Here is a 3,420-nt window from a genome sequence, read left to right on the forward strand (position 1 = left end):
GGCCGCGCACGCGGGTTTGATCCCGGTGCACGCCAGGCCATGCGCGGGTTCGACTGGCCCGGCAACGTACGTGAGTTGTTGAACCGCGTGCAGCGGGCAGCGATCGTGGCCGAAGGCGAGCTGATCAACGCCGCTGACCTGGACCTGGCAGAGCCGGACGCCCCTGCGCGGCGCGCGCTGCTGCAGGATGCGCGTGGCCAGGTGGAGCGCGATGTACTGCTGCAGGCCCTGCGCCAGCATGGCTACAACGTGTCGGCGTGTGCGCGGCACATGCAGATCTCGCGGGTCACGATATACCGGTTGTGCCGCAAGCATCATCTGGAACTGCCGGCGCAGCGCTGACAACGCAGGCCCCTGCGCGGCCGGGCATGCACCGACACCAGCAAAGCGCGGCCGTGCAGCGCCGCGCCATGCCGGGCTGCCGCGCTTACAACATGTACGGCACCTTGAACGCCAGCGTGAAGTCCGGCGCATCCGGGGTCAGGCCGATGCCCAGCAGCGTCACCAGCGTGGTGTGCTGGTTCAACGCGTAGGTCACGCCGAGATTGAGCGAGGCCGCATTGGCATCGCTGCCGATCACCTTCACCCATTCACCGCCCTTGAACCGGGTCGAGGCGCGCGTGCTGATCTTGTCGCTGAAGGAAATGCTCAGGCTGGTGCGCTCGTTGAACGCGAAGGCCACGCCGGCACCGAAGTACACCGAACCGCCCAGTTTCACATCGCCGGGATTGACCGTATCCGGGTTGCTGTCGATATCGCTGAAACCGCGCGGGAACGAATGGATGTAGCCGGCGTTGGCGAACAGGATGGCCGGATCGGCGGTCTTCACCATCGATACGCCCAGGTTGGCCTGCCATACGCCGTTGCCGGTCGGCTGTTCCTGCGGCACCGCGAAGCGGATGTAGTCATCGTCGTCGCGCTCGATTACTTTCCAGTCCAGCCCATAGGGCGCGCGACCCGTTGGTGCGGTAACGCCACCGGTCAGCACCGTCTCCGGGCGCCAGCCGCTTTCGGCGAACAGCCGGTAATTGGCACTCAGACTGACATCGCCGATGCCGCTGCCATTGGTTTCTTCCTGCGCGATCGCCGCCGCCGCACCACCAGCACCGCCCTTCTGGTAGACCGTGCGTCGGGCCAGGTACGGCACGTCCATGTTCAAGGTGAGATTGGGACTGACGCCCCAGCGCGCGGCCAGGTTGTAGGTCAACGAATCGGATTCGACGTTCTCGATCGCGATGTTGCCGAGGAAGATCGCATCCAGCGCAAGGAAGCCGTTGAGCGTGAGCTGCTTGCGGTCGTAGCGTGCATAGGTGAGGCCGTTTTCGATGGTGAACCGGCGCGAGAACAATGCCGCCTGCTGCTGCTTGACGTCATCCACGCTGCGCCGGGCCTCCTGCTTGGCTTGCTGTGCCTCGGCCGCGCTGCTGGCATAGCCTTCGCTGCTGGGCGGTACCGCGGATGCCGCAGCCGGCGCCAACGGCGCAGCGGGCGTCGCACCGGGGCCTGCGCGACCACTCAGCCGCGCCTGCATCGCCTGCACCTGCATGTCCAGTTCGCGCAGGCGTCGTACCTCCTGTGCGTAATTGGCCTTGAGCTGTTCCAGTTGCGCGATCAATGCCTGCATGTCGGCGCCATCACTGGGCGCAGGCTGCTGGGCGAAGGCAGTGGCCGCCAGCGCCGCCAGCGCCAGCGGAGTAAGCCGGTAGAGAGTGTGCATGTCGGTGACCTGCGTTGTACGTCGGTTCCCCCCGACCAGGCCGTGTTACTGGCCTGGGCCCATGCCGCGGTTCATCCCGATCGCCTGGGCCACGTTCTGGCTCAAGGGCAGGTTGTTGGCCGCGGTATTGCGTACCAGCTCCAGCTGCAGCCGGTTGCTGGCGGTCTGTCCATCGCCGGCCAGGGCAATGCCCTGCCCCACGCTGCCATTGCGGATCCACTGCTGTACCAGGCTCTGCCCATCAACCTGCAGCAGCAGGCGCGCCTGATTGCCATCGAGCATGGCGGTGGCAGTAGCCCCGCCCTGCTGTGCCTGTGCCATGCGGCTGCCGTCATCGCCCAGTGCGGTCGGCACCAAGCCGTCACGCACGGTCAGGGTGGTCACGTTGCGTGCGGTGTTGCCATCGCCGGCCACCTGCACGCTCTGCACCAGTCCGCTGGCATTGGCCAGGCCGGTACTGTCGATGCTGCGCCCTGCCGTTGCCGGCAACGGTGCGTCAGCGGCGGTAATCTGCACGCTTGGCTGGAAGCTCAGCTTGGGGGTGCCGCCATTGCGGAAATCCATGCCCAGGGTCAGCGCGCCCTGCACCACTGCACCGTTGGGTCCCTGCCACTGCGAAATCATCGTCACCCCGAACCAGGCCACGTTGTTGCCGCCAACGGTGTAGCGGCCGCGCATCAGGTTCAGTTCGGGATCGGGTATTTCCTTCAGGCCTCGCCCCGGTGCACCGTCTGCCGCCATCAACGGCGACACCGGCAACATCAGCAGCAGAGCGAGTACTACACGTTGGCATTGCATGATCGTGCCTCCTTCAGAACAGGTCGGCGTGGCTGAAGCCGAAGTCGACCAGTTCGGCGTCGGTGATCGGTCCCTGCCGCGCATACAACGCGCGGGCACTGGGCCGTTCGCTGGGTTGCAGCAGCACCGTATTGCGATCGAAGTCGCTGCCGATCACGACGAAAACGGCGCGTGACGGCCAGGCGGCACTGAACTCGGCCAGTGACAGGCTGCGGTTGCCCAGGATCGGATCGGCCACTTCCACCACCCCGTCGCGCACCTGCTTGAGCACGACGAAATGCCGGAAGCCGCGTACATCCATCAGCACCAGTCCAGGAACCCGCAACGTGCGCAGGCGCGATTCATCGATGCGATAACCGCGTCCACGCATGCCCAGCGATTCGACATAGCGCTTGATGTCCAGCAGTGAAAAACCACGTTCCTTGACCAGCTGTGGATCCGATACCCCCATCATCCCCTCGATCACCGTCGCCTCGGTGGTGTCCAGGTGGTAGGCATAACGCAGGATGGTGGCCAGAGCGGCCGCCCCGCAGCTGTAATCGGTGTGCTGCCGCACCAGGTTGCGATAACGCCGCTCCTGCATGCTTTCCACCTTCTGCTGCAGCAGCGCGCCATTGGGCAGCACCCCGCTGAACACCACCTCGCCTGCCCAGCCACATGCGCTGGTCAGCAGCAGCAGGCAGGGCAGCAGACGCAACCACCAGCGATGACCGGCCATGCCGTTCTCCACGAGAAGGAAGGGACCCCTGCCCCAAGGGGGAGGAGGGACAGGGGCCCCCGGGGGAACCCGGCCATTGGCGGATGGCCGGGCTTGTTGCGCTCAACGCAGGTTCGCTGCGAAAGCGGTCACACCGTGGATCACTCGCCGCCGCCGGTCCCACCGCCGGTGCTCGGCTGCGCCACGG

At 65.9% G+C, this 3,420-nt stretch carries 4 protein-coding genes; 1 reads left to right on the forward strand and 3 read right to left on the reverse strand.

Going from position 1 to position 3,420, the window contains the following annotated elements; genetic code table 11:
* The coding region (locus AB4Y84_RS16755; RefSeq protein WP_442250481.1) for a helix-turn-helix domain-containing protein at positions 1 to 342 on the forward strand (342 nt) is incomplete at its 5' end.
* Positions 343 to 427: 85 nt separating this feature from the next.
* On the opposite strand, the gene AB4Y84_RS16760 is transcribed toward AB4Y84_RS16755, so the two are convergent.
* The 3 genes from AB4Y84_RS16760 to AB4Y84_RS16770 are packed head-to-tail and all read right to left on the reverse strand — an operon-like array spanning position 428 to position 3,233.
* Entirely contained in the window at positions 428 to 1,717 is a 1,290-nt protein-coding gene (locus AB4Y84_RS16760; protein ID WP_363732357.1) for a transporter, read from the reverse strand.
* 45 nt (positions 1,718 to 1,762) lie between these two features.
* Positions 1,763 to 2,515 carry a hypothetical protein gene (locus AB4Y84_RS16765; protein WP_394197823.1) on the reverse strand — a complete coding sequence of 251 codons (753 nt, stop codon included), beginning with the start codon at positions 2,513 to 2,515 and terminating at the stop codon, positions 1,763 to 1,765.
* A 13-nt stretch (positions 2,516 to 2,528) separates the two neighbouring features.
* Complete coding sequence (locus tag AB4Y84_RS16770) at positions 2,529 to 3,233, reverse strand: C39 family peptidase (protein WP_025876073.1); 705 nt, start codon at positions 3,231 to 3,233, stop codon at positions 2,529 to 2,531.
* Positions 3,234 to 3,420: the final 187 nt, after the last annotated feature.

The sequence above is a fragment of the Stenotrophomonas sp. 2YAF22 genome, from assembly GCF_052114665.1.
Classification (GTDB): Bacteria; Pseudomonadota; Gammaproteobacteria; order Xanthomonadales; family Xanthomonadaceae; genus Stenotrophomonas; species Stenotrophomonas indicatrix.

Coding starts and splice junctions, on each gene's coding strand:
- AB4Y84_RS16765 (WP_394197823.1), bottom strand. CDS start 2,515: ATGCAATGCCAACGTGTAGTACTCGCTCTGCTGCTGATGTTGCCGGTG.
- AB4Y84_RS16760 (WP_363732357.1), bottom strand. CDS start 1,717: ATGCACACTCTCTACCGGCTTACTCCGCTGGCGCTGGCGGCGCTGGCG.
- AB4Y84_RS16770 (WP_025876073.1), bottom strand. CDS start 3,233: ATGGCCGGTCATCGCTGGTGGTTGCGTCTGCTGCCCTGCCTGCTGCTG.